This is a genomic window from uncultured Aliiroseovarius sp., assembly GCF_947497285.1.
GTDB lineage: Bacteria > Pseudomonadota > Alphaproteobacteria > Rhodobacterales > Rhodobacteraceae > Aliiroseovarius.
Genome location: NZ_CANMFT010000002.1, coordinates 361905 through 384779, shown reverse-complemented (window position 1 = coordinate 384779; position 22875 = coordinate 361905). Strand labels below are relative to the sequence as shown.

The window sequence follows — 22875 nt, the reverse complement described above, 5'->3', positions numbered from 1 at the left end:
AGGCTGCAAGGCACAAAACCTTTGAAAGCCCCTGCTCTGGCGACTTATTTATTCGGGCAGATTAACCGCGCGTTTCCGGCAATACCACCCGCTTTTGCGCTAAAGCGGGTCAGATTGCGCTCTTGTGAACATGGCGGACACATGGCAGGAAGTTTCAAGCCAGACGGGTGCGTGACCACGCGACCGATCCACAGCCAAAGGAGAGCCTGATGAGCCGCGCCCCGCATTCCCGCACCCTCGCCCCCTTTCCGATGACACGTCTGCGTCGCACGCGCGCGACCGCGGCGTTGCGCGATCTTGTGCGTGAAAATACGCTCAGCGTCAGTGACCTGATCTGGCCGGTCTTTGTTGTCGATGGTGAGGGGCGCGAAGATGACATCCCATCGATGCCCGGTGTTACCCGCAAATCCATCGACCGGCTGGTCGACGCGGCACACGAGGCGGCCGACCTTGGCATTCCGGCGATCTGCCTGTTTCCCTATACCGACCCCGCGTTGAAAACCGAGGCCTGCGAAGAAGCTTGGAACCCGGACAACCTGTCAAACCGCGCCATCCGCGCCATCAAAGCGGCTGTGCCGGACATCGCCGTCATGACCGATATCGCTCTGGACCCCTATAACGCCAACGGGCATGACGGCATCGTGCGCGACGGCGAGATCGTCAATGACGAAACCGTGGCCGCGCTGACCAAGATGGCCCTGGCACAGGCCGAGGCTGGGGCCGACATTCTTGGGCCCTCTGACATGATGGACGGACGCATCGGTGCCATGCGTCATGCGTTGGAGGCGGAAGGGCATACCAACGTCACGATCATGAGCTATACGGCCAAATATGCCTCGGCGTTTTATGGACCGTTTCGTGATGCGGTGGGGGCCTCGGGCGCGTTGAAAGGCGACAAGAAGACTTATCAGATGGATCCGGCCAACGCGGATGAAGCAATGCGCCTGGTCGAACGCGATCTGTCCGAAGGGGCCGACATGATCATGGTCAAGCCCGGCATGCCCTATCTGGACATCTGTCAGCGCGTCAAAGACACGTTTGGTGTGCCGACCTATGCCTATCAGGTGTCTGGCGAATACGCGATGTTGATGGCGGCCGCGCAAAATGGCTGGCTGGACGGTGACACGGTCATGGCCGAAAGCCTGATGGCGTTCAAGCGCGCTGGCTGTGACGGAATCCTGACCTATTTCGCGCCCCGCATGGCGCGCGCCCTTCAGGGGCGTTGAGCCAAGCGGCAGGTTTCCGCGACTGACGCTTGTAATAGGTGACAGGCCTGCCGCGGTCCGCTATATCTTGTGGTAATGCGGACAAAGAGCCGCAAGCGAGCAAACCACAGCGCCATCGGCGCGTTGAACGAGGCGAAAAGATGCAACAAAACAGGCTTTCCCGCAGAGGGTTCATGATCGGTATGGGGGGTGTCGGCGTTACGCTTGCAGCCTGCGACAACAGTGTTGGGTCGCAAAGCGGTGCGCGGATCGATGCGCGTGTGGAAAGCACGCTCAACTATCTTTACAACCGCTATCCCGGTGCACGCGAACTGGCGTCGAAATCGTCAGGTCAACTGGTGATGCCATTGGTCACCGAGGCTGGCTTTGGTCTGGGTGGCGCTTACGGGCGCGGAGCGCTGCGGATCAATGACACAACCGTGGATTATTACCTGCTGACCCAAGCCAGTGCGGGTCTTCAGATCGGCGCGCAGCAATACGCGCATGTTCTGTTTTTCATGACGGATCAGGCGTTGCAGGAATTCCGTCAGGCGGCCGGTTGGGTCGCCTCTGCCGATATCAAATACGCCTTCCAGACAGAAGGCGACCGGTTGACGGCCGACACGATCACCGCGTCATCACCGGTGGTGGCGGTGGTCTTTGGTCAGGCCGGACTGATTGCAGGTGCCTCGATTGAGGGTGCGAAATACACCCGGATCATTCCTTAACCGAAAACGGCGTAACGCTTGCGCGGGTTCAGCCGCGCAAGCGCTTTTCAGACCATCTGCGAAGAGGCGATGCGCCCCACGCGATCCTGCACCTTCGCCGCGCGACACATCAGTCAGAGCCGTCAAGCGCCCTGAGGCGTTTGATCAGGCTAGAGGTGTCCCAACGGCCCCCGCCCATATTCTGAACATCCTTGTAATACTGATCGATCAGGGCGGTTCCCGGCAACGAGGCGCCATTCTCTTCTGCGGTCGCCAGACAGATCCCCAGATCCTTGCGCATCCAGTCTACCGCGAACCCGTGATCGAATTGGTCGTCCAGCATGGTTTCATGTCGATTCACCATCTGCCAGCTGCCCGCCGCGCCGCCTTGAATGACCTCGATCACCGCGCGCCCGTCCAGCCCGGCTTTCTCGGCAAAATGCAGCGCCTCGGACAGGCCTTGCATCAGACCGGCGATGCAGATCTGGTTGACCATCTTGGTCAATTGCCCGGCACCGCTTTCCCCCAGCCGTTTCACCGTGCGCCCAAACGCCGACATCACTGGCAGGGCAGCGTCGAAAGCGGCCTGATCGCCGCCACACATGATCGACAACACGCCGTTTTCCGCCCCGGCCTGCCCGCCCGAAACCGGCGCGTCGACAAACGCAACCCCCTTGGACAGAGCCGCGGCATGAAGTTCGCGCGTGACTGCGGCGGACACTGTGGTGTGATCTATGAAAACCGCACCCGGCTTGATCCCGGCCAGCGCCCCGTCGTCGCCCAGAACGACGCTGCGCAGGTCGTCATCATTGCCGACACAGCTCATCACGAAATCGGCGTCTTTCACCGCCGCGCGCGGGGTCGCGGCCCAGTGACCCTCATGCGCCTTTGCCCAAGCCTCGGCTTTGGTGGAGGTGCGGTTGAACACGGTGACGTCGTGACCCTGTGCCGCAAGATGCCCCGCCATCGGATATCCCATCACGCCCAAGCCCAAAAATGCGCATTTCGCCATCACGCTTCCCTTCCGTTGAATTCCCTTGTGATGCACAGTAGTTACCGCAAGAGGCTGCGACGTCAACGGCGCCGGGCTGCAATGTGAGCAAACGGTGGAAGAAGACATATGGGCAAGGTCGTGCTTTGGATGGTTCGGATCGTCTCTGGCCTGATGGTCCTTGCGGCGCTGTGCCTTCTTCTGGTCTATTATCTTGCCGCACAATCCCTGCCCGACTACAGCGCAACGCGCCAGACCGCGGGCATTTCTGCGCCGGTCGAAATCGTGCGCAACAATGCCAATATCCCCCACATCTTCGCCCAGAATGACAACGACGTCTTTTTCGGTCTTGGCTACGCCCATGCACAGGACCGGCTGTGGCAAATGATGATGATGCGGCGCACGGTTCAGGGACGGTTGTCCGAGATTTTCGGTAGCCGCACCTTGCATGTCGACGAGCTTATGCGCCGGCTGGACCTTTACGCATTGGCCAAAGGCGCGGTCGAATTTCAGGATGTCGAGGCACTGGACGCGCTGAAGGCCTATAGCTCGGGCGTCAACGCCTATCTGAGCCGTGTGAACAACGAGGCGCTGGGCCGTGGAGCGCCAGAGTTCTTCTTATTCTCCAACGATATTTCGCCCTGGCAACCCGCCGACAGTATCGCCATCCTCAAACTGATGGGCGTGCAGCTTTCCGGCCATCTGGAAGAAGAGGTGATGCGCGCCCGTGTCTCTCTGGCCCTGCCCGAAGATCGCGTGCGTGACATCCTGCCCGACATTCCGGGCACCGGGGTGGCTGCCCTGCCCGATTATGCCGCGCTGTATCAAACCTCAGCCCAGAAATTCGCGGCCCAGACCACGGCCCCAAACGACCGGCCTTTCCTGTGGCCCGCACCCGATCGCGGACAGGCTGGGGCGTCGAACGCATGGGCAGCGGCTGCGAACCGGTCTGCTGCGGGGGGCACGTTGTTGGCCAACGATCCGCATCTGGGCTTCAGCGCCCCGTCGATCTGGTATCTGGCCCGGTTGGAGCTTTCGACAGGTGGTGTGATCGGCGGCACCATCCCCGGAATGCCCGCAATGATGCTGGGTCGTTCAGACGATTTTGGCTGGGGTATCACCGCATCCTATCTTGATGATCAGGACTTGCATGTCGAACAGCTGAACCCCGACAACCCCAACGAACTGAAAACCCCGGACGGGTTCAAGGCATTGGCCAGACGCGGGTCGATTGTGCAGATTAAGGATGAAGCCCCGGTCACGTTCGATCTGATGTGGTCCGAGAACGGCCCGGTCCTGCCCGGTCATCTATTCAACCTCGGTGGCATCACACCGCCGGGTCATGTCATGTCCCTGAGCTGGACCTTGTTGACAAAACGTGACCGCTCCATGAGTGCCGCCATCAAGCTGATGCGGGCCAAGACGGTGATGCAAGGCATCGCCGCCAGCGCCGACTATGTGGCGCCAAGCCTGACCCTGACCATGGCGGACCGCGACAATATCGCGATGAAGGTCATCGGCGCCATGCCAAAGCGCGACCCGCAGCACCAGACCCGCGGACGCATTCCCAGCCCCGGCTGGATCGCGACAAACCGCTGGAAAGGCATAAACAGTTTCGCGGCAAACCCGGAGTTCGTGCAGCCCTCGGGCGGGATTGTCGGCAACACCAACAACAAACTGGTGGACCGGCCCTTCCCCAACCATATGAGCTACAACTGGGGCGACAGCCAGCGCGTGCAACGCTGGACCCGCCTGATGCAAGCGCGCGAGGTCCACACCCGCGACAGTTTCATCGAAGCGCAGCTGGATACGGTGTCGGTCACTGCGCGCACGCTTTTGCCGCTGGTCGGGGCAGATCTGTGGTTCACAGGCGAGGCAGCGCCCGAGGGCACGCCAGAGCGTGAACGACAGCGCGCGCTTGAGCTTCTGGCCAATTGGAACGGAGAGATGAACGAGCACATGCCCGAGCCGCTGATCTATTCCGCATGGCTGCGCGCGCTTCAAAAACGGCTGATCCGCGACGAGCTTGGCCCCCTGGCCGAAAAGATCGCACATGTGGAGCCGATCTTCATCGAACGCGTCTTTCGCGACATCGAAGGTGCCGGTGTCTGGTGCGACGTCATCCAATCGGCGCCCAAGGAGACCTGCACCGATATTTCGCGCGCAGCCCTTGATGACGCGCTGTTGTGGTTGTCGGAACACGCGCGCGGCGCGCAGGAAAGCCTGCGTTGGGGCGACCACCACGAAGCCAATCACAAACACCCTGTTCTGGGCGATGTTCCGTTCCTGAAATGGTTCGTCAACATTCGCCAATCGACCTCTGGCGGGGACAACACGCTGCAGCGTGGGCGCACCGCTGGCACGGGATCGCAACCGTTTCGCAATGTCCACGGCGCGGGTTTTCGCGGCGTTTATGATTTCTCAGATCCCAACAGCTCCCTGTTCGTGATCGCAACCGGACAGTCCGGCCACCCACTGTCGCGGCACTATGACGATCTGGGCGAGCTATGGCGTCGTGGTGAATATACCCCGATGTCCTTGGACCCGGCACTGGCGCGTGCGGCGTCAGTCGGGGTTACGAACTTGCTGCCGCGCGCGCCCTGATCTGCGACGCAAGCCGGTTGGTTGATGGGGACGTCAGGCAGGGTTTTCCCCTTAACCGCGCGCGCCAAATACCGGATTTTCACAGCAAGCATACCGTTACGAGCAGTTCGTGAAAGGCGGGATCAAAACCCGACCTCACAGATCGTCGTCCATCGCGCCAGTGGAGTGCAAGCTCATTGGGGACGACGTAAGGCCGCTCACGGCCAGAAGGTCGCCTTTCGGGGCGGCCTTCGTTCTGTTCAAAGCGTGACGACAGGCAATCAAAGCGCGGCGAAGTCAGCCGCCTCGCGCTCTGTCCATGTGACCGTCAGAACCCAACCATCGTCTCCCGGCTCTTCCGCCTCGACGATCCCCTTGTCAAACAGCCATGCGCGCTTGCGGCCTTCGGAAAACGGTAAGGTCATCGTCTCGGTCTGGCGCGGGGCACCAAGAGCGGTGTCGATGGCGTTCACCAGATCATCGAACCCTTCGCCGGTCAAAGCCGAGATGGCCACGACAGAGTCATTGCGCGCAGCCTCATGGCGCCGCGCGTCCTGCGCGTCGGGGTCCAGCAGGTCGATCTTGTTCCAGACCTCAAGCTGCGGTGTGTCTTCGCTGACACCAAGTTCGGCCATGATCGTTTCGACATCACGTGCCTGTTCATCGGTGCTGTCATGGCTGATGTCGCGCACATGCAAGATCAGGTCGGCGGCCAGCACCTCTTCCAGCGTCGCGCGGAAGGCCGCGACCAACTGGGTCGGCAGGTTGGAAATGAACCCCACCGTGTCCGACAGGATCACCTTGCGCCCGCCACCCTGCGCAGGCGTCTTGCCAAGCGCGGGCAGTTCGATTTGCCGCATCGTGGGATCCAGCGTTGCAAACAGCATATCCTTGGCCAACACCTTGGCCCCGGTCATGCGATTGAACAGGGTGGATTTTCCCGCGTTGGTATAGCCGACCAACGCCACGATCGGGAACGGAACCTTGGCACGGGCAGCGCGGTGCAGCTCGCGAGTTTTGACGACCTTCGACAGCTGCTTGCGCAGCCGGTTCAGGTGATCGTCAATCGCACGGCGGTCAGCCTCGATCTGGGTTTCGCCGGGGCCACCCACGAAACCAAGCCCGCCGCGCTGGCGTTCCAGGTGGGTCCAGGCCCGCACAAGACGGGTGCGCTGATAGGACAGCGCGGCCATTTCGACCTGCAAAACCCCTTCGCGGGTGCGTGCCCGATCTGAGAAGATTTCCAGGATCAAGCCGGTTCGATCAAGGATCTTGACCTTCCATTCCTTCTCGAGGTTGCGTTGCTGAACGGGGCTGACGGGTCCGTCGATCAACACCAGGTCGATCTCGGCGGCGTGCAGCTTGTCACCAAGCTCTTTCAGTTTGCCCTTGCCAAACAGTTTGCCGGGATGAGGCGTGGGCAAGCGCACGATATCAGCGCCCACCACGTTAAGATGAGGAAGCGCCGCCGCCAGAGCCACGGCTTCTTCAAGCGCCGGACCCGGATCACGACGGTCCCTGTCTGATGTCAGTTCCGGGTGAAAAACCCAAGCCCGCGTGGGCTGTTCTTCACGTTCAAGAAGGTCGCTCAGCTGTCTTCGCCGTCATAAAGGTTGATGGGTTGGCCGGGCATGATCGTGGAAATCGCATGCTTGTAGACAAGCTGCGACTGGCCATCACGGCGCAGAAGGACACAAAAGTTGTCGAACCACGAAATCACACCCTGCAATTTCACACCATTGATCAGAAAGATCGTCACCGGAACTTTTGATTTACGAACATGGTTCAGGAACGCGTCCTGCAAGTTTTGCTTGTCGGCAGCCATCGCTTTTTTCCTTTGTTGTCTCGTGCTGCCGGCAGGTCCGGCATGATTCATAGCTTTGGTTACTATGGCGCGACAATTGCACCTTTTCCACCCCAAAATTTTGGGCTGCAAGTCACCGTGTTTGGTATGGCGGACCGATTGCGGCGGCCGTTGGGTGGAATGGCCTAGCGCCGCCAGATCTCGGGGCTGAACAAGGCGATGATGGCCAGTGTTTCCAATCGCCCAAGGATCATGGCACCGGCCAGAACCAGTTTTGCGGTATCGCTGAGCGCGCCGTAGGAAATCGGCTCGGCCATTGCACTGGTGGCAATCGGGCCTGTGGTCGTCAACGCCGCAATGGTCAGCGCCATCGCGTTTTCGAAGTCCTGCCCGGTCAGCGTCAGCAGGGCAGACACAAGCGCCACCGACATCGACATCAGCATGAAGAACAGCCACGCCATATAGGCGCCTCGACCGCGCATGTGGCGGGCGTCAGTCCCTGACCCACCGACAGAGGAAGGATGGACCAGCTTTTCCATCTCGCGAAGCCCGTGAAGGTAAAGCGCATAGACCCGCATCAGCTTGGCCCCACCCGCGGTGGTCGCCACCCCGCCGCCGACCAGGGCCAGTCCCATCAAAATCAGACCCGGCGTTTGCAACCCGGACCAATCGCGGCTGTCGCTCCAGGCTGAGCTTTCGAACCCGGTTGTGGTCAAGAACGAAAGCACCGTGAAAAAGCTGCCCCACAGAGATGCAATCCCCGCCAAAAGGTTTTGTTCCTCGTCCACTTCGAATGCACCGACCCAGTGGCGGAAAAACAAAAACAGCGGCAGCACTATCACGATCGCCAGCGCCATGCGAATTTCGGGATCCTTGTGCAAGCGCCGCAGCTCTCCGGCTTGCATGTCAGAGGCGAAGGTCAACCGCGACACCGCAAAGATAAAGAACGCCGCGATCACCATTTCGCCTGCGTAGCCCGCCCCTCCACCAGCAGGCCCGCCGACCGGAGAAATTCCACTGGTCGCCATGGTGGACATCGCGTGACACAAGGCGACGAACGCCCCGTCGCCCGCGATGATCAGGCATATCCAAAGGGCCAGCGTCAGCCCGGTATAGACGGGTAACAAGCGTATCGCATAGGCGCGGATGCGCTCTGAAATGTCTGCAACCCGGGTAATCTGGTTCAGCCCTGCCCCCAACCGATCGTCCCGAAATGTGGCGCCTGCCCGGCGGGCACCAAATCGAGCGCGCACCTCGAACCCGCCCAACGCCATCGGAGCCAGAATGGCAATTGCACCCACCCAGATGAACAACCCGCCAAGCCAACCCACCAATGCGCGCCATAGATGCACCGACCGCGCAAGGCGCGTCGGGTCATCAAACAGCGTCGCCCCCGTGGTGGTCAGGGCGGACACCATTTCAACATAGGAATTCAGAAAGGTCGTTGTGCGCACCGCCTGATGAAAGGGAACGGCCAGCATCAGCGGCAGCAGGACAAACAATCCCAACAGCGCGACAAGGTGTCGGCGTGGTCGCGTTGAACGCGGCCGGTCTGCCATGGCAATGGCCAGAAACGAGGTCAGAAAGCCAAACAGCAGCGCGCCGTAAAGGAACACTCGCGCCTCGAAAAACTCGCCAATCATCCAACCGAATCCCGCCGGCAACAGCATGGCCAGCGCACTGATCCCCATCAGAATCACAAGCAGTGGCAGTTTGGCGATTTGAGCGAGCATGAAGGCGACCTTGCGCTGGCGTCAGGATCAGAAGAAGTCGATTGTCACCTGAAGCAGGCGTTCGACTTCGGGGACATCGGCGGCCATGCAGAAAAGCGTGATCACATCCCCTTCGTCGACACGCGTCTTGCCGGTGGGTTTGATGACCTCGTCCCCCTTCAGGATGGCGCCGATCAACACCCCTTCGGGAAAATCAATGTTGCGCACGGCCTTACCCGCAATGGACGAGGTGGACATCACCTGAGCCTCGATCACCTCGGCCTCGGCGTCGCCCAGCGAATACACCTCGCGCACCTTTCCGTGTCGGATATGGCGCAGGATTGAGCTGACCGTCTGAGTGCGCGGGTTGATATAGGCGTCGATGTCCAGCGGCTCCATCAGATTGGCAAGCGATGGATCGTTGATCAGGCAGATGGACAGCGAACAGCCCACCGATTTGGCCCGCACCGAGGCCAGAAGGTTGACCTTGTCGTCATCTGTGACCGACAAAATGGCGTCAGCGCGGGGCACTCCGGCCTCTTTCATCAGGTCCATATTCATGCCGTCGCCGTGCAAGACGACCGTGCGTTCCAGCGCGTCAGCGGCTTGTTCAGCAACATCGCGGTTCAATTCGACCACCTTGGCTCGAATGCGGTCGGTGCGGTTTTCCAACTCGCGCGCGACCGCCAGACCAACATTGCCACCGCCCAGAATGACCACGCGCTCCTGTCGCTTGGTCACTTTGCCGAACACTTCAAGTGTGCGGTCCAGATCGGTGGCCTTGGTGAACACGTAAATCTGGTCGCCCGCAAACAGCTGGTCTTTCGGTTCAGGGGCAAACAACGACCCCTCCCGTCGGATGCCCACCACCATCGCGCTGAGCGTCGAGAACAAATCCGTCAACTGCCTGAGCGGCGTGTTCAGCACCGGGCATTCCGCATCAAGCTGAATACCCAGAAGCTGCACCCGGCCATCCATGAAATTCTCAATGTCGAAGGCCGAGGGCGCTTGCAGGCGTTTCAAAACCGCCTGCGCCACTTCACGTTCGGGGCTGATCACCACATCAATGGGCAGGTGGTCGCGGCGATAGAGATCGGCATAGATCGCATCAAAATAGCTTTGCGCCCTGAGGCGCGCGATTTTGCGTGGAATGGAGAAGACCGAATGGGCCACCTGACAGGTGACCATGTTCACCTCGTCGGAATGCGTTGCGGCGATGATCATATCCGCGTCACGCGCGCCTGCCCGGCCCAACACGTCCGGGTAAGAGGCATGTCCCGCAATCCCTTGCACGTCCAGTGTATCAGTGGCGCGCGCGACAAGCTCTGCGTTGTTGTCCACAACGGTCACGTCGTTCTTTTCGCTGGAAAGCTGTCGGGCAATCTGCCAACCAACCTGACCTGCACCGCAAATGATGACCTTCATCCGGTTCTCCCTGATGTCACGTCAAAATCCATGGCAGATGCCCATGTCAGGGTCAATGCCTGCCCATGGGAAGGACCGCAATCCAGTGTTGTGCAGCGTGCACGGTGGATCAGGCGTCGGCCTCTTCTTCTTCCTCATCGCCCGCGACATAGGCGACCCGTGCCCCGGCTTTGGACCCGGTCACGACCCCCAGCGATTTTAGCTTTCGGTGCAGGGCGGATCGTTCCATCCCAACGAAGTTCGCCGTGCGCGAAATGTTACCGCCAAAGCGGTTGATCTGGGTCAGCAGGTATTCGCGTTCAAACGCCTCGCGCGCTTCGCGCAGCGGCATCATGGCAAGGGCCCCGGACACGACAATACCTTGATCGTGGCTGTCTTCGCCCCCGTGATCGTTCCCCGGAAGCTCGGTCGCCAGAATGTCGCCCGTCCCTTCCCCAAGGATCAGAACCCGTTCAATCACGTTCTTCAACTGCCGCACATTGCCCGGCCACTGCATGGTTTGCAGCATCGCCTCGGCGTCCTGCGCCATATTGCGCAAAGGCAAGCCCTGATCGCGGTTGAAAACCTCCAGGAAATAGCGCGCAAGTTCGGGGATGTCTTCGCGGCGCTCGCCCAATGGCGGCACCGAGATCGGCACGACATTCAGCCGGTGATATAACTCCTCGCGGAAGTTTCCAGCCTCAATCTCGGCTTGCAGATCGCGATTGGTCGAGGTGATGACCCGCAGGTCAACCGACACCTTGTCGGCACCGCCCACCCGCTGGAACCTCTGATCAACCAGAACACGCAGGATCTTGGATTGCGTTCCAGACGGCATGTCGGCCACTTCATCAAAGTAGAGCACACCGCCGTTCGCCTCTTCCAGCAGTCCCGGTTCGATGCCCCGATCCGCGCTTTCACGGCCGAACAGAACCTCCTCCATCCGCTCCGCATCGATCGAGGCAGAGTTCACCACGACAAACGGCGACGATGCGCGATCGGAATTGGCGTGCACATAGCGCGCCGCCATTTCCTTGCCCGAGCCCGCCGGCCCCGTCAGCAACACCCGCCCGTTCGACTTCGTCACCTTATCCAACTGGCTTTTCAACGACTTGAACGCAGCACTGGTGCCGATCATCTCGGTTGGATGGGTGTCACGGCGTCTGAGTTCAGTGTTTTCGCGCCGCAGCCGACTTGTTTCCATCGCCCGACCGATCACCACCATCAACTGGTCTATGTTGAAGGGCTTTTCAATGAAGTCATATGCGCCCTGCTTGATCGCCGCGACGGCGATTTCAATATTGCCATGCCCCGAGATGATCACAACCGGAACTTCCGGGTGTTCGCGTTTTACCATCTTCAGGATGTCGATCCCGTCCATGGCGCTGTCTTTCAACCAGATGTCCAGGATCATCAGTGCAGGAAGCTCTGCCTTGACCTGCGCCACCGCCTCGTCCGACGTGCCCGCCAATCGAGTGGTGAACCCTTCATCTTCCAAGATATCCGAGATCAGTTCGCGGATGTCCCTTTCATCATCGACAATCAGAATATCGCTCATGTTTCCACCATTTCTACTTGCTCAGCCTGCCCGTCGTCACTGGGCAGAAATATGCGTGCCATGGCGCCGAAATGGGCGCCGCCCTCGTTAAAGACGGGCGCATCTTCAAGGGTCAGACGCCCGCCATGTTCTTCAATGATCTTCTTCACAATCGGAAGCCCGAGCCCGGTGCCCTTTTCACGGGTTGTCACATAGGGTTCGAACAGCCGCGCCCGGTCCTCGGGCAAGCCAATTCCGTTGTCGGCAATGGTGACTTCGATGCCACCCGCCACCCGCGCCAGAACGACGCGAATTTCTGGTGAGTGCCCTTCTGGCGCTCCCTTTTCCTCAAGGCTTTCAATAGCCTCTCCGGCGTTCTTAATCAAATTGGTCAAGGCCTGACCGATCATGGTTGCGTCGATTTCGACGTTGATCGGACCCTCCAGAAGCTCAGACGTGATCTGCACGCCTTCCTGACCGGCCTGCTGCAACAGAACGGCATCACGCACCAGCCTAACGATGTCCGTTGCGCGGCGTTCTGGCTCAGGCATCCGGGCAAATTTGGAGAACTCGTCGACGATGCGCCGCAGGTCGTTGGTCTGGCGCACGATCACGTCGGTATATTGCTCCAACGCTTCGACATCGACACCGTCAACGCGACTGAATTTGCGCTTGATGCGTTCGGCCGAAAGCTGGATCGGGGTCAGGGGGTTCTTGATTTCATGGGCAATGCGCCGCGCCACGTCGCCCCATGCCGCCATGCGCTGGGCCGAGACAAGATCCGTGACATCGTCGAATGCGATCACATAGCCTTCCAGCCCGCCTTCATCGTTGCGCCGGGTGGCAATGCGCACCAGCAGGTTTTCCTGCGACCCGCTCCGGGTCAGGCGAATCTCGCTTTGAGCAGTTTCGCGCCCGCCCTGCGTCACCTCATCCAGCAAGGGCTGAAATTCCGGCACGACAAGTGACAACTCGTGCTCCTGATCGTTTTCGTCCTGCACTTCAAGCAGCTGCTCGGCAGCGCGGTTCAGAAACGTCACCTGCCCGGCTGGGTTCAACCCAATGACCCCGCCGGTGACAGAGCTCAGCACACTATCAAACAGCCGCCGGCGGCGTTCGATCTGTTCGGTGTTCTCCAATAGCCGCGCGCGCTGACCTTTCAAGCGCGTGGTCATCTGGTTGAAATACCGGCCAAGCATCGCAATCTCGTCGTCACCCTCTTCTTCAATGACGCGCACATCCAGATCGCCCGCGCCCACACGCTGGGCTGCCCCTGCAAGCCGCCCCACGGGGCGCGCCAGCCGTTCGGCAAACCACATTCCCATCCAGATTGCCGCAAGGATCAAGATCACCGCAAAGCCCAGATAGATCAGACCGAACTGGAACAGCCGCTGGCCACGTTGGCTTTCCAACTGGTTATAGACGCGCGCCGCTTCCTGGGTTTCATCCACGAGGCTCAGGATCTCGCCATTCACATCTCGGGTCAGTTGGACAAGGTGATCGGCAAACCCGTCCAGCTTGATCAGGACACGAAACTCATTGTTGTCCCAATCCTCGATCACAACGGTTTCCCCGGCCAAGGCACGGCGCAACTGCGCCGCATCCGGCGCTTCATAGTCGAACAGGTAGGACCCCCCGCCCCGGACCAGAATTCCGCCTTGACTGTCAATCACATAAGCCTCGCGCAGACCGCGCTGAATGCGCGCTTGACCCTGGGTGAGAAGCTGGCCCAATTCGGCATCCGTCAGCAGGGCCTGTGTCTGGCGTTGCTGCTGCAAGAACCTGACCAGCGCGTCGGCATCCTGCACCAACCCGTCGCGGCTTTCCTGTTTATAGGCTTGCGCGGCCGACAGCGAATTGCCCACGACAGTGCGCACCCGGTCTGAAAACCAGCCTTCAAGCCCCATATTCAGCGTCAACATGGCGAAGATGGCGACAAGGATCGTCGGGCTGAGGGCGATCACGGCGAAGACTACCGTCAGCCTCAGGTGCAACCGCGAGCCCGCGCTTTCCTGACGCCGCGCCACGATCATCCGGCCGACACCCGCCAGCACGAACCCCGCGACCAAAATCACATAGATGATATCGGCCAGCAGGATGAACCGAAGCGCATTGCTTTGTGCACCTTGCGCAAACGGTCCAAGCGCCAGGAATGTCGTAATGGCAAGGATCGGGCCCAGAACAATCATGCTGAACGCGCCAAGCGATCTGAACCTACGCCAACGGCGCAAGGACAGGTATCGGTCCAACCTCGACTTCCGCACCGCGCGTCGCGCCACTGTGCTTGCCCCTATTCCTGATGGCCGCATCTCTGCGGCGACCGCCTGAGTGGCTGCGGGTCTTATGCCCATTTGCCACGCTCTGTTGCTTTATTACATCAACTTGCGGCGGCGTGTCACCTCGATTCCGAGTTCCGTGATCTTTTTACGCAAGGTATTGCGGTTGATGCCCAGCAAATCAGCACATTTAGCTTGATTTCCCCCGGTCGCATCCAATGCAATCTCGATCAGAGGCAGCTCGATTTCGCGTAAAATTCGCTGATAGACGCCCGCAGGCGGCAAGGCACCGCCGTGCAGATCAAAATAGCGCTGAAGGTGGCGGGCGACCGCGTCTGTCAGGCGCTCATCTGTGTGATCTAGCGGCTGGATCGCGTTTGCGCTCCGTGCACCTCCTCGCGCACCTCCTCGCGCGCCCAAGGCAACATCGACCTCGGCGGTGTTGATTTCGTCTTCGCCCCCCGTGACCACCAGCCGCGTCACGATGTTTTCAAGTTCACGCACGTTACCCGGCCAGGGATAAGCGCGCAGCCTTTCGGTCGCTTCGGCGGAAAAACGCCGCTCTGCAAGACCATCACGCGCGGCGCGGGCCAGAAAATGCTGGGCCAAGGCCGGGATGTCCTCAAGCCGCTCACGCAAGCTGGGGACAGGAATCATCACGCCGGCAAGACGGTAATAGAGGTCATCTCGAAACCGGCCCTGCGCCGAGGCTTTGGCCAAATCCCCTTGCGAGATCGCCAAAACGCGCGGTCCCCCTTGCCCAAGATGATCCAGAAGCCGCGACAGGCGGGCCTGCGCTTCGGCGTCGAGATCGCCAACACCATCAAACAGGATCGTGCCCGATCCGGCACGGCGGGCAACCTCGTTGACGCCATCGGACGGGATCAGGTCATCGGGCGTGGCCACGACAAACGGTGCCTCGCGCCGGTCCGAGAAATCGTGCAAGGCCTGCGCAATCAGCGATTTCCCCGTGCCGCTTTCCCCGGTGATCAACACCGGCAGATCGACGTTCAAAACCCGCGCGACGAGCCGATACAGATCCTGCATTGCAGGTGTGCGCCCTACCAAGGGCAGCTCGGTCGCGACATCCGCGCGCTTGGCTGTTTCGGTGTCGGGGCTGCGTGCCTTGACGCGCTTGCGGTCCAGCGCCTGTGCTGTGCGTTTCATCAGGTCAGGCAGATCGAAAGGTTTGGGCAGATAGTCGAACGCCTCGGCTTCGGCGGCCTGAATGGCGGTCATGATGGTGTTTTGCGCCGAGATGACAATCACCGGCAGGTTCGGGCGCAGCTTTGCGATCTGCGGTAAGGCCTCTAGCCCGTTCCCGTCCGGCATCACCACGTCCGAGATCACCGCATCCCCGCGCCCATCCTCAACCCAGCGCATCAGGGTCGCCATTGACCCCGTCGCATGCACCCGACACCCCGCGCGGGTCAGCGCCTGCGTCAAAACCGTGCGGATCGTGCGGTCATCATCTGCAACAAGGACAGTTCCATCCATGTTCAGTCTCCTTTGCGGTGAGGGGCCGGGGCGATCGGCAATGAAATGCGAAACGCGGTGCGCCCCGGCCGGCTGTCAACGGCGATCAGCGCGTCATGGTCCGACAGGATCTTGGACACCAGTGCCAAGCCCAGCCCGGTGCCGTTTTCACGCCCCGACACGAACGGGTCAAACACCTGATCGGCGATATCGGCAGGCAACCCCGGCCCGTTGTCGATGATCTCGACCTGAAGGGGCAAACTGGCCAAGCCGCCATCGGGAAGGTGCAGTTTCAACCCGGCCTCGTAGAACGTGTGAAGTTCAATTTTTCCTGCACCAGAGCAGGCTTGCGCGGCGTTCTTCAACAAGTTCAGGAACACCTGTTGCAACTGATCGCCATCCACCCAGACATCGGGCAAGGACGGATCATATCGTTCCAGAATGTCCATCCCCGGCGCAAACCCGACCTGAGCGGTGGCGCGTGCGCGGTCCAGAATGTCGTGGATATTCACGGCGGTGCGGGCTGGGGGGCGAAGGTCTCCGAATTGCTCGACCTGATCCAGCAACGCGACCACCCGGCGGCTTTCCGCGACGATCAAGTCTGTCATCTCTTGATCCTCTGCCGACAGGGTCATCGACAAAAGCTGCGCGGCACCGGTGATCCCGGCCAGCGGGTTCTTGATCTCGTGCGCCAGCATCTCGGCCATGCCGATGGCCTGACGGGCCGCCGCTTTCGACCCCTGCACAAGGCCAAGATGTTCGGCGCCATGGCGTGGTTGAAACAAGATCACCACGTGGTCGTCGCGCCCGTCCGTGGTGGCCAGAGGGGCTATTTGCAAGTTGACTTCGCGCACCATGCCAGAGGGAAGCGTCAACTTGGCCCCGTCCACATAATATGGCCCTTTCGAGTTGCGCACCCGGTCTTGCGCGCCCTCGATATCTATTGAAAGGGTCAGCTTCGTTGACAGCTTCGCCCCGCGAAAACTGCGCTCCGAGCTGTTCAAAAACGCCTCGCCCGCGCCGTTCAGGCGGACCACCAGCCCTGCCCCGTCCAACTCGATCGCCGGGACGGGCAGCGCGGCCCATAGTGATGCGTCGCTGATCATGCCGCCCGCCGCTCTGTCATGATGGCATCGGGCAACATGGCGCATACGTCTATGGGGTTTCGGTTGGACAGCACACGGCGGCGCAGCTCCGCGTCGGTGCCCGCCTGATCCATATACCAGCCCAGATGCTTTCGTATGACGCGCGCGCCAAGCTCAGGTCCGTAAAACTCAAGACTGGCGCGGTAGTGGTCTTCGACAAGCCGGGCCAGTGCCGCGCCTTGCGGGATCATGGGGGCGCCTGTGCCATAGATATCATGCGCGACCTGTGCCAGGAGCCACGGTTGCCCGCCTGCCCCACGCCCGATCATCACGCCATCTGCGCCGCTGTCTGCCAGCGCTTGCCGGGCGGTCTGCGCGTCTACGATGTCGCCATTGGCAATGACCGGGATCGAGACGGCGTCCTTGACCGGACGGATCGCCGCCCAATTGGCGCGGCCTTTGTAGAACTGACAACGGGTGCGGCCGTGGATGGTGATCATCTGAATGCCCGCCGCTTCGGCGCGCTTGGCAAGCTCGGCAGCGTTCAGGCTGTCATCGTCCCATCCCAGCCGGGTTTTCAGCGTGACCGGGAGCGACACTGCGGCCACGATTGCCTCGACCAGCTTCAGCGCATGATCCAGATCGCGCATCAGGGCTGATCCAGACATGCCGCCCACGACCTTACGGGCGGGGCAGCCCATGTTGATGTCGATGACCCTCGCGCCGTTCTGTTCGACCATCCGCGCAGCCTCGCCCGCCCAATAGACATCGCGCGCGGCCAGTTGCACGGCGGTGTTTGCGTGGCCAAAGCCAAGCTCGGCCCGTTCGCGCACACCCGGTTTGGCCTGCACCATTTCCTGGCTGGCAACCATTTCCGACACCACAAGCCCCGCGCCGAAGCTGCTGACAATGTTGCGAAAGGGAAGATCCGTGATCCCGGCCATTGGGGCCAGAATAACCGGAGGGTCGAGCGTTACATCTTTGACGCGGACTGACATGCCTAATCCTTGTGCAGTGGGTTCAACCTGCCCGATACCCCTGCGAAATATCAACTTTCAGCGCGATGTGCGAGCCGTCATTTCACAAACCGCCCATTTTTTGTGCAGTTTTTCGCACCCAAACCGCCCCATTGTCCTTCATTTCAGCACGGCCTAAACAAGAGCCATGGATATCGCAGCGATCATCGTTGCCGCAGGGCGCGGCACCCGTGCGGGCGGGCAGCGCCCCAAACAGTGGCAAACCGTGGCCGGGGCATCGGTCGCAGCCCACAGCGTGGCCGCATTCCGCGATCACCCGCGTGTCACGCGTTGCGTGTTGGTCATCCACCCAGAGGATCACGGTGACGCGCAGCAGATCGACGGCATCCAAACCGTGATCGGGGGCGCCACCCGCGACGCAAGTGTGCGGGCTGGACTGGAGGCGTTGCAAGCCAACCCGCCCGATCTTGTGTTGATCCACGATGTGGCCCGGCCCTTGGTCTCTGCCAAAGTGATCGACGCGGTGATTGACGCTTTGTCATCCGCGCAAGGGGCCGCGCCTGCGATCCCCGTAACCGACGCGTTGTGGCGCGGTGATGAAGGGGTGGTAACAGGCACGCAATCGCGCGACGGGCTTTATCGGGCGCAGACCCCGCAAGGTTTCCGCTATGCCCCTATCCTTGCCGCTCACCGTGCCCATAACGGCGGCGCGGCGGATGACGTTGAGGTTGCGCGTAAGGCCGGGCTGGACGTTGCCATCACGATGGGCGATGAGGCGAATATAAAGATCACCACGCCGGACGATTTCGCGCGTGCAGACAAGTTGATCCGCGACAGAGCAAAGGAACAGGCCATGGATATTCGTGTGGGCAACGGGTTTGACGTGCATGCGTTTGAAGATGGCGACCACGTCATCCTGTGCGGTGTGCGCATCCCGCATGGTCGCAAGCTGAAGGGTCATTCCGACGCCGATGTAGGGATGCATGCCCTGACCGATGCGATCTATGGCGCGCTGGCGGAAGGCGACATTGGCCAGCACTTCCCGCCCTCGGACCCGCAGTGGAAAGGGGCTGAGAGCGATATTTTCCTGCGCCATGCGGTCAATCTGGCCAAATCGCGCGGCTATCGGTTGTCGAACGTGGACGTGACGCTGATCTGCGAACACCCCAAGATCGGGCCTCATGCGGTCGCCATGCGCGAGGCCTTGGCGAGTATCATGGGCATGGATGTGGACCGGGTGTCGGTGAAAGCCACAACCTCCGAACGGTTGGGCTTCACCGGGCGGTCCGAAGGCATTGCCTCGCTGGCCTCGGCCACTTTGATCAAGGACTAAGCCATGCAGAAATCCACCGCCAAGCTGATCGCAACCTTCTTCTATGCGGGGCTTTTGAAGCCCGCCCCCGGCACATGGGGCACGCTGGCCGCCCTGCCCGTCGCGTGGCTGCTACACATGATTGGCGGGCCAATTGCCCTGACTGGTGCGACCATCGTCGCCTATTATGTCGGCCTGAAGGCGACCGAGGCGTATACGGCAGGTTCCGACAATCACGACCCCGGCGAGGTGGTAATTGACGAGGTCGTCGGCATGTGGATCACCCTGTTTCCCGTGTCCTTCGGGGCCAAGATGATGGGCGCGGAAATACTGGCGCTCTATCCCGGGTGGGTCATCGGCTTTCTGGCCTTCCGGTTCTTCGACATCACCAAGCTTGGTCCCATCGGCACAGCCGACCGGCGCGGCGATGCGACGGGGGTCATGATGGATGATGTCTATGCTGGCGTAGCAGCGGCGATCACGGTGATCGTTGCGGCCTACGGTGTTCATGCGTTTATGATGTGACCTATGCCCGACACGTTAGAAATCGCTGATCTTCTCGACCTGTGCCGCAGCAAGGGCCTCAAGATCGCTGCAGCGGAAAGCTGCACGGGCGGCATGGTGGGTGCTTGGCTGACGGACGTGGCGGGCAGCTCGGACGTCTTTGACCGGGGCTTCATCACCTATTCCAACGCCGCCAAACGCGACATGTTAGGGGTCAGCCCAGCCACGCTTGACGCGCACGGGGCTGTATCGGAACAGGTCGCGCGCGAAATGGCGCTGGGCGCGTTGTCCAGATCGCAGGCAGACCTTGCGGTGTCGATCACCGGCATCGCTGGCCCCGGCGGGTCCGAGCACAAGCCCGAGGGGCGTGTGTGCTTCGGCTTGGCGAAGCGAGACGCCTGCCAGACCGAGACCGTCGAATTCGGCGCGCTGGGCCGTGCCAAGGTCCGCCACGCCGCTGCGAAACACGCGGTTAAACTTCTGGCGCAAGCTGCCCTGTCCTTAGGCAAAGCCTGAAACGCAGATCCGGTTTGCGCCCATATCTGCGCCATACACCCCAAAAAACCGCCTAATATTTAAGCGCGCGTCGTTTTGTGCCTGCCGCATGGGCGTAAATCCCCGTGCGCCTGTCCCCTCCTCCTGCGCATTGCGCCACAAAACGCAGCACCACCAACTCTTTGAAGGAGCATTCCATGAACGGGGCAGACACCGCCTGGATCATCGTCGCCACAGCCCTTGTGCTTTTCATGTCGCTGCCGGGGCTCGCGCTTTTTTATGGCGGGCTCGTGCGCGCCCGCAATGTGCTGAGCGTCTTTATGCATGTCTATGCCATTGCCTGTTTGATGAGCGTGCTGTGGCTCGCCTTGGGCTACACCATTGCCTTCGGGGATGTGACACACGGCTGGTTTGGCAGTCTGGACAAAGCCTTCCTGTCCGGCGTCACCGCTGACAGCCTGTCAGGCACCCTGCCCGAGGTCTTGTTCTTCGCCTTCCAGATGACCTTCGCGATTATTACGCCCGCGCTGATCGTTGGGGCCTATGTGGAACGGGTTGGCTTTGGCTTTGTCATGACCTTCTCGGGCCTGTGGATGCTGCTGTGCTATGCGCCGGTTGTGCACTGGATCTGGGGGGGCGGCGCATTGGCGGATGGCGGCATTTTCGGAGCCATCGGCACCCGCGACTTTGCCGGTGGTATCGTCGTGCATGAAACCGCAGCCATCGCGGCGCTGTTGATCGCCATCTTTCTTGGACCGCGCAAACACCGCACCACGCCGCCACATGCGCCTTGGATGGTGTTCATGGGCGCAGGCATGTTGTGGGTCGGCTGGTTTGGCTTCAACGGAGGGTCGCAATTGGCGGCTGACGGGGGCGCCGCGATGGCGATCACCGTCACCCATATCTCGGCCGCCACAGCGTCGCTGTCATGGGCTGTGTATGAACGGATCAAATACGGCAAAGCCAGCCTCGTGGGTATCGTGACCGGCACCATCGCGGGGTTGGCCTCGATCACACCTGCGTCTGGCTTTGTCGGTCCGGTCGAGGCGCTGATCATCGGGGCGATTGCAGGTGTTTTGTGTCAGGAAGCGGTCAACTTCATCCGCAACACACTGAAAATCGACGACACGCTGGACGTGTTCGCGGTGCACGGTGTTGGCGGCATCTTTGGCACAATTATGATCGCGGTCTTCGGTCAGGGCAGTTGGATTTCCCAATTAGGCGCCCTGATCATCGTCGGCGCATTCACAGCTGTCGCCACGGTCGCCTTGATCAAACTGGTTGGGCTTGTCTTCCCCCTGCGCGTCGATCTGGAGACAGAGGCCAACGGGCTGGACCTGTCAGCGCATGGCGAACGGGCCTATGACATCATGTCCTGACCTTCCATAGGACCAGAAGAGGAGAAGGCGGGGCTGGTCCTCGCCTTCTGTCTGCCTGTGAACCTGCCAGATCACGCCGCCCGCAACAAACCCGTCAGGACTGGCAAATCCGGTCCGGCCCGGATGGCGTTGAACACCTGATCGGACTGCGCCCCCAGCAAGGCGCGCGACTTTGCCACAATCTTGGCCTGACGCTGCGCAAGTGACATGGGCGCATTCAGGTTGTGGTCGCGCGTGAATAGCGCCCCGGTGGTCGAGGTCAGTTCGACCAATGCCGCCGTTTCAGGCAAATTGTCATCGGCTGATACATGCACCCGCGCGGCCAGACGGATCAGGTCAGGATCCTGCGCAATCGCGTCGCTGAAGCTGTCGAGCGCCGCCGTATTCACACCCGACAGGGCCATCGCCGCCAGATGGGCATAGGAAAATTTGACCTCAAGCCCTGTTGCAGGGTGGGGAATGTTACACACGCTCAGCCAGCGCGGATGGGTCCAAAGCTGAAGCTCGGCCACCTCGTCTGCGGGGCAATTTATCCCGGCCAGCGCCTCTAGCATCGCGTGGGTGCCGTGGCAGCAGGCATGAAACTTGTGGCTGATCGTCAGGATGTCCCATGTCACGCCCAGACCGTCAAAGGCCTGTCGGTTATCTTCGCCGGCATGGGTTGGACCAAAGCCCTGCGGCCCGTCAATGCTTTCTGGCGTCGAGGTAAACCCCGCCTTTGCGGCGCGCACGACCTCGACCCCGGTTTGGGCGGCAAGACCCGCGTGATAGGGTTTGCCCATCGTGCCGAACTGGCTTTTCAATCCGGTCGCGCGTGTGGCGCACAGTCCAAGCGCATGGCTCATCTGAGCGGCGGTCAGCCCTGCCAACCGCCCTGCGGCCACGCAAGCCCCAAAGGCGCCCGCTGTGGCGGTTTGATGAAAGCCGGTTTCGTAATGGGTCCGCCCCAGCCAGCGCCCGACCCTGATCGACGCCTCGACCCCGATCAGGGCGGCATCCAGCATGTGCGCGCCAGACGCCCCGGTGGTTTCGGCCATGGCAATCGCCGCGGGAAGCACGGCAACCGAAGGATGCCCGATATGGGCAAAATGCGTGTCGTCATAGTCCAGCGCATGCGACACCGTGCCATTCACCAGCGCCGCCGCCGCCGCGGGCAGTGTTTGGGGGCAACCGATCACGCTGGCCTGCGCCGCACCGCCGCTTTCCACCGCCAGATCACGCAGGATTTGCGACACCGGTTCCCGGCTGCCAGCCACCCCGACGCTGACCCAATCCAACAGCGACAACGCCATCATGCGCCGCGCTTCGCTGGCAGACGCCCTATCAATCGGCGCCAAACCGAACTGCACCAGATCGTTTGAAACGCCTCCCATGTTCCCCCTCTTACCAGCGCCCAATGGGCCCGTCGCTTGCGCGTCCCTTGAAAGC

The 22875-nt window shown here is 61.0% G+C and carries 19 protein-coding genes; 8 read left to right on the top strand and 11 right to left on the bottom strand.

What is annotated here, in order from left to right; genetic code table 11:
* The first annotated feature begins 209 nt into the window (after nt 1-209).
* Entirely contained in the window at nt 210-1226 is a 1017-nt protein-coding gene (gene hemB / locus Q0864_RS05310; RefSeq protein ID WP_298566719.1) for a porphobilinogen synthase, read from the top strand.
* 173 nt (nt 1227-1399) lie between these two features.
* A complete protein-coding gene (locus Q0864_RS05305) occupies nt 1400-1933 on the top strand; it encodes a YSC84-related protein (RefSeq protein ID WP_298566718.1) in 534 nt (177 codons plus the stop codon).
* 109 nt (nt 1934-2042) lie between these two features.
* Here Q0864_RS05305 and Q0864_RS05300 read toward each other — a convergent pair whose 3' ends face one another.
* A complete protein-coding gene (locus Q0864_RS05300; RefSeq protein WP_298566717.1) occupies nt 2043-2924 on the bottom strand; it encodes an NAD(P)-dependent oxidoreductase in 882 nt (293 codons plus the stop codon).
* Nucleotides 2925-3032: 108 nt separating this feature from the next.
* On the opposite strand from Q0864_RS05300, the gene Q0864_RS05295 reads away from it, so the two are divergent.
* Entirely contained in the window at nt 3033-5507 is a 2475-nt protein-coding gene (locus Q0864_RS05295) for a penicillin acylase family protein (RefSeq protein ID WP_298566716.1), read from the top strand.
* A 260-nt stretch (nt 5508-5767) separates the two neighbouring features.
* On the opposite strand, the gene hflX is transcribed toward Q0864_RS05295, so the two are convergent.
* The 6 genes from hflX to Q0864_RS05265 form a co-directional block, all read right to left on the bottom strand.
* Nucleotides 5768-7078 carry a GTPase HflX gene (hflX, locus tag Q0864_RS05290; protein ID WP_298566791.1) on the bottom strand — a complete coding sequence of 437 codons (1311 nt, stop codon included), beginning with the start codon at nt 7076-7078 and terminating at the stop codon, nt 5768-5770.
* Nucleotides 7075-7311 (bottom strand): RNA chaperone Hfq, encoded by a 237-nt coding sequence (gene hfq, locus Q0864_RS05285; RefSeq protein WP_091430174.1) that lies wholly within the window; start codon nt 7309-7311, stop codon nt 7075-7077. Before hfq ends, hflX begins: the two co-directional genes overlap by 4 nt.
* Nucleotides 7312-7475: 164 nt before the next feature.
* Nucleotides 7476-9023, bottom strand: a complete 1548-nt coding sequence (locus Q0864_RS05280; RefSeq protein WP_298566714.1) for a potassium transporter TrkG — start codon at nt 9021-9023, stop codon at nt 7476-7478.
* A gap of 27 nt (nt 9024-9050) precedes the next feature.
* Nucleotides 9051-10427 (bottom strand): Trk system potassium transporter TrkA, encoded by a 1377-nt coding sequence (gene trkA, locus Q0864_RS05275; RefSeq protein WP_298566713.1) that lies wholly within the window; start codon nt 10425-10427, stop codon nt 9051-9053.
* Nucleotides 10428-10536: 109 nt separating this feature from the next.
* Entirely contained in the window at nt 10537-11964 is a 1428-nt protein-coding gene (locus Q0864_RS05270) for a sigma-54 dependent transcriptional regulator (protein WP_298566712.1), read from the bottom strand.
* Nucleotides 11961-14132 (bottom strand): PAS domain-containing sensor histidine kinase, encoded by a 2172-nt coding sequence (locus Q0864_RS05265; protein ID WP_298566711.1) that lies wholly within the window; start codon nt 14130-14132, stop codon nt 11961-11963. The genes Q0864_RS05270 and Q0864_RS05265 overlap by 4 nt, the downstream gene beginning before the upstream one ends.
* On the opposite strand from Q0864_RS05265, the gene Q0864_RS05260 reads away from it, so the two are divergent.
* Nucleotides 14131-14271, top strand: coding sequence for a hypothetical protein (locus Q0864_RS05260; protein ID WP_298566709.1), 141 nt, complete (start codon nt 14131-14133; stop codon nt 14269-14271). The two genes, Q0864_RS05265 and Q0864_RS05260, sit on opposite strands and share 2 nt — an antisense overlap.
* A gap of 44 nt (nt 14272-14315) precedes the next feature.
* Here the strand turns inward: Q0864_RS05260 and Q0864_RS05255 are convergent, their stop codons facing one another.
* Genes Q0864_RS05255 through dusB form a run of 3 tightly spaced genes read right to left on the bottom strand, consistent with a single transcriptional unit; the run spans nt 14316 to nt 17778 of the window.
* Nucleotides 14316-15716, bottom strand: a complete 1401-nt coding sequence (locus Q0864_RS05255) for a response regulator (RefSeq protein WP_298566708.1) — start codon at nt 15714-15716, stop codon at nt 14316-14318.
* Nucleotides 15717-15718: 2 nt separating this feature from the next.
* The gene (locus Q0864_RS05250; RefSeq protein WP_298566707.1) at nt 15719-16801 is read right to left on the bottom strand and encodes an ATP-binding protein; all 1083 of its coding nucleotides are present in this window, start codon (nt 16799-16801) and stop codon (nt 15719-15721) included.
* Nucleotides 16798-17778 carry a tRNA dihydrouridine synthase DusB gene (dusB, locus tag Q0864_RS05245; RefSeq protein WP_298566706.1) on the bottom strand — a complete coding sequence of 327 codons (981 nt, stop codon included), beginning with the start codon at nt 17776-17778 and terminating at the stop codon, nt 16798-16800. Before dusB ends, Q0864_RS05250 begins: the two co-directional genes overlap by 4 nt.
* 166 nt (nt 17779-17944) lie before the next feature.
* On the opposite strand from dusB, the gene Q0864_RS05240 reads away from it, so the two are divergent.
* The 4 genes from Q0864_RS05240 to Q0864_RS05225 all read left to right on the top strand — a co-directional run bounded on the left by Q0864_RS05240 (nt 17945) and on the right by Q0864_RS05225 (nt 21447).
* Nucleotides 17945-19090 carry a bifunctional 2-C-methyl-D-erythritol 4-phosphate cytidylyltransferase/2-C-methyl-D-erythritol 2,4-cyclodiphosphate synthase gene (locus Q0864_RS05240; RefSeq protein WP_298566705.1) on the top strand — a complete coding sequence of 382 codons (1146 nt, stop codon included), beginning with the start codon at nt 17945-17947 and terminating at the stop codon, nt 19088-19090.
* A 3-nt stretch (nt 19091-19093) separates the two neighbouring features.
* The gene (locus Q0864_RS05235; protein ID WP_298566704.1) at nt 19094-19594 is read left to right on the top strand and encodes a phosphatidylglycerophosphatase A; all 501 of its coding nucleotides are present in this window, start codon (nt 19094-19096) and stop codon (nt 19592-19594) included.
* A gap of 3 nt (nt 19595-19597) precedes the next feature.
* A complete protein-coding gene (locus Q0864_RS05230; protein WP_298566703.1) occupies nt 19598-20089 on the top strand; it encodes a CinA family protein in 492 nt (163 codons plus the stop codon).
* Nucleotides 20090-20265: 176 nt separating this feature from the next.
* Nucleotides 20266-21447 (top strand): ammonium transporter, encoded by a 1182-nt coding sequence (locus Q0864_RS05225; RefSeq protein ID WP_298566701.1) that lies wholly within the window; start codon nt 20266-20268, stop codon nt 21445-21447.
* 71 nt (nt 21448-21518) lie between these two features.
* Here the strand turns inward: Q0864_RS05225 and Q0864_RS05220 are convergent, their stop codons facing one another.
* A complete protein-coding gene (locus Q0864_RS05220; protein WP_298566700.1) occupies nt 21519-22820 on the bottom strand; it encodes an MmgE/PrpD family protein in 1302 nt (433 codons plus the stop codon).
* Nucleotides 22821-22875: the final 55 nt, after the last annotated feature.